This is a genomic window from Propionivibrio sp. (assembly GCF_049316945.1).
Taxonomy (GTDB): domain Bacteria; phylum Pseudomonadota; class Gammaproteobacteria; order Burkholderiales; family Rhodocyclaceae; genus Propionivibrio.
Map to the genome: position 1 here is coordinate 1 of NZ_JBMOJE010000287.1, position 2,885 is coordinate 2,885.

Below are 2,885 nucleotides of genomic sequence, written 5' to 3' on the forward strand. Positions count from 1 at the left end.
GAATACCACCTCAACACGTCATATGATACGTTTATTTATTTACGCCGCCTTAGTCTGATCAAACAACAACGCGCATGATGGTCAATCTGACTCGCGCAAACAACACCTTGAGGATGCCGTGCCTCGTTCTTCGGCGACAGGCGCCGAGAAGTTTATATATAACGGCAGGGTGCCGCCCGAGGTACTCTCCGATCTTGAGCGTGTTTTCTAGCGTAATTCATTCTGATAATAGCGAGACGTCATCAGTCCGCTCTGAGGTGCATAGATGACGCTCAAGACCCCGTTTTTTCAGTGCTGCCACCGTCCGCTTCTGGCCGTCAACCGCCTGACCCCATGACTTTAGTATCTGATGTAACCTACGAGAAAGCCGAGGGAGTGCTGACCACCCAAGGCTGAAGTCCGGCGAAACAGCAGGTAGGCATTCGCGGTGCTGCGAATTTACCGGGTCCGGGCACCTTTCACGAACTCAAGCGAGGCCCGGAACAATTCGAGGTCGTGCTCGTAGTCTGCTGCGTCGGCCCGATCGATTTGAATCCACTCCCTCGTACTTGCCATTCCCTTGGGTTGAAATGGAACGACGTTGCTTCTTGAGAATTGCAACTCGGTCGCGAAGGAGGCAGGCACACGGAGCCCAACGCCGTTTCCGCTGATACAGGCGAACATCTTGTCGTTGACGAAGTAGGCGTCAAGGTCGCTAATTTTTCTTGCGCTGACGCCTGGAAATTTAAGAAGAACAGCGTCGATTTGCGCCTTGCGGCTGGTCTGTTGGATACAGGTATTCAAGGGTGCTCCATCGAGTTTGTCATGCCAAAGGCGATTCAATCATATAGTGGAATACGTTGCAGCAATTAAGACTCCAAGAGAGGACTCCAAGAGACTCATGTCAAGGGTTTGCTCATGGCGAATTCCTGCCTGATCAGAAGCGTTTAAAGTATGGTCAGGTAAATTAAGGTTTCGATACATGCCGCTAGGCGAAAGGATGCCACATCATGGCCAAGAAAACACAAGTCACTGTTTCCAACGACGCAGAAGACTATAGAGACGTGGCCGTACGCATCAATCTGGACGGAAAAACCGACTGGTTGTTTACGGTCAGTCTGGATAAAGAGTTCGATCTGGTCCTTGAGGATGCCGTGCCGCGTTCTTCGGCGACAGGCGTTGAGAAGTTCGTCGATAACGACAGGGTGCCGCCCGATGTACTTGCCGAGTTTGAGCGTGTTCAACCGGAGGTGATGGCGATGTTGCAGCCCGCTGCGCAATCATGACCACCCAAGGCCCGGGGAGCGCGGTGGCGCCACGCGCGGCCAGGTTGCACAGATCACCTCAAGGACTGCTTTTGAGCGCGTTCTTGAAGGGCTGGTATTGGCCGTGAGTTTATTCAACAATGTAAGCGCGCGGCGCCCCGTCAGTCACTATTTCTCAGGGGTGCCATGGCCTTTTCATCCTGCAGCGCGGATTTGAGATCGTCTATCAGGCGTCCGATGGTTTTTTGCGCATCGTAAAACTCAAATTCTCCCTTGCTGCTCTCGCGAACCACGTTGGGTTCATCGCCACGTAGCGGGACTTGGACATGGACGCCCTTCGTGATCACGATCATCCCGTCCTCCCTTTTCGTTGGTTCGCTCAAGGCAATCGGGGTAAAACCGAGCTTGTTTATTTTTTCAGCCAATGCTTGTGCGTTCATGTTTTCCCTGCGGAAAATGGGCTGTCTCGCCGTAGCGTGGCAATATAGAGAGAATGTCCCGGTTTATTTTTTACCGACCGACCCGATGAAGGAATGCACATCGATCATATCCCTTGGGATCAAGCCTTCTTCGACAAGACTCGTACGCAGATGGTTGTAGAGCCGCAAAACCGCCGCATAGCTTCCCCAGTTGGCTTCGGGTTTGTAGTTGATTCGCCAGCAAAGCGCTTTGGTCACATTCTGAATCACGGTGGGTTTGATAAAGGCTTTTACCAGCGGAAACCGGATGAATCCGAAAAGTGTGGCGTACTGCCAGCGGTTGATTTCCAAAAGATCAAGGACACGAACGAAGAGCTTGAAGCGATATTCCTCTGAATCAGTCCCATAAAGCAGGTCGGCCAAACCCACCGCGAAAATCTTTTGGTTCTCGGGTAGATCCAGCGCGGCGTATAAAAGCGTCTTTTCACTCTTGGTCAGCAGATTCGTCATCGATTCGACGTGCCGTGCCCTATCACAGACATCCTGATAGCGATGCTCTGCGATAAGTTCGGAAATTTCCTTCTCGCCCAGCAACTGAATACAGAACTGGTGCGCCCGCACGTTGGCCTCGCGCTCGTTCTTGAGAAAACTGGGCGTGGCAAAGCCGTCAGGGTAGATTGCCAGGAATCGTTCAATGGCCATAGATAGCGAGACATAGTCCGCGCTACCAAGTTGAGATGCTTCGCCCAGATTATCCAGGAGTCGATGCTTTGCCGCGGCTCCTTCGGCAATTTCAAGCTTCACAAAAGATTTTGAAAGGCGCTTTGAACCGGTGCCGACAAAGAAAACATCAATATTGTCGGGGGTTACGCTGAGCACTTTCCCGAGCCCCCAGCCCTTCTTGTTTGGATGAAAAACACGATCACCTTGGGTGAGATTGTTCATTTGGCTCTCCGCCGCTTCCGGAAAAAGCGTTGAATTCTATCATGCGGTTTGAAATGCGGATCCGGCCGGGCAACCTTTTGCTCACAGATGTCGGCCAGAATGCTGGAGCAGAGTCGTGGATTCCTCATTATTACGGAGAAAAATCGGAACGAGTGGCTGCTTTCAGCGAAATACGCAGCCTGTGTGGCAGGCCACATGCAGATCGCCATTTCATGCGGTGCACATGTTATCTCGCGCCCCTATGGAGCCATTTGAATCGCGGCTTAATGGAGCCACC

At 52.2% G+C, this 2,885-nt stretch carries 4 protein-coding genes; 1 reads left to right on the top strand and 3 read right to left on the bottom strand.

Features of this window, described 5'->3' with window-relative positions; translation table 11 throughout:
• Nucleotides 1-438 precede the first annotated feature (438 nt).
• Nucleotides 439-783, bottom strand: coding sequence for a hypothetical protein (locus tag ACOYNV_RS27060; protein ID WP_422902920.1), 345 nt, complete (start codon nt 781-783; stop codon nt 439-441).
• Between the two features lie 206 nt (nt 784-989).
• Between ACOYNV_RS27060 and ACOYNV_RS27065 the strand changes: the two genes are divergently transcribed.
• Nucleotides 990-1,265, top strand: a complete 276-nt coding sequence (locus ACOYNV_RS27065; protein WP_422902921.1) for a hypothetical protein — start codon at nt 990-992, stop codon at nt 1,263-1,265.
• Between the two features lie 140 nt (nt 1,266-1,405).
• Here the strand turns inward: ACOYNV_RS27065 and ACOYNV_RS27070 are convergent, their stop codons facing one another.
• Both ACOYNV_RS27070 and ACOYNV_RS27075 read right to left on the bottom strand, forming a co-directional pair.
• Complete coding sequence (locus ACOYNV_RS27070; RefSeq protein WP_422902922.1) at nt 1,406-1,684, bottom strand: hypothetical protein; 279 nt, start codon at nt 1,682-1,684, stop codon at nt 1,406-1,408.
• Between the two features lie 63 nt (nt 1,685-1,747).
• Nucleotides 1,748-2,608 (bottom strand): DUF3553 domain-containing protein, encoded by an 861-nt coding sequence (locus ACOYNV_RS27075; RefSeq protein WP_422902923.1) that lies wholly within the window; start codon nt 2,606-2,608, stop codon nt 1,748-1,750.
• Nucleotides 2,609-2,885 lie beyond the last annotated feature (277 nt).

Bases quoted from the DNA above. Each gene is read 5' to 3' on its own strand.
- ACOYNV_RS27065 (WP_422902921.1), top strand. From the start codon at position 990: ATGGCCAAGAAAACACAAGTCACTGTTTCCAACGACGCAGAAGACTAT.
- ACOYNV_RS27075 (WP_422902923.1), bottom strand. From the start codon at position 2,608: ATGAACAATCTCACCCAAGGTGATCGTGTTTTTCATCCAAACAAGAAG.
- ACOYNV_RS27070 (WP_422902922.1), bottom strand. From the start codon at position 1,684: ATGAACGCACAAGCATTGGCTGAAAAAATAAACAAGCTCGGTTTTACC.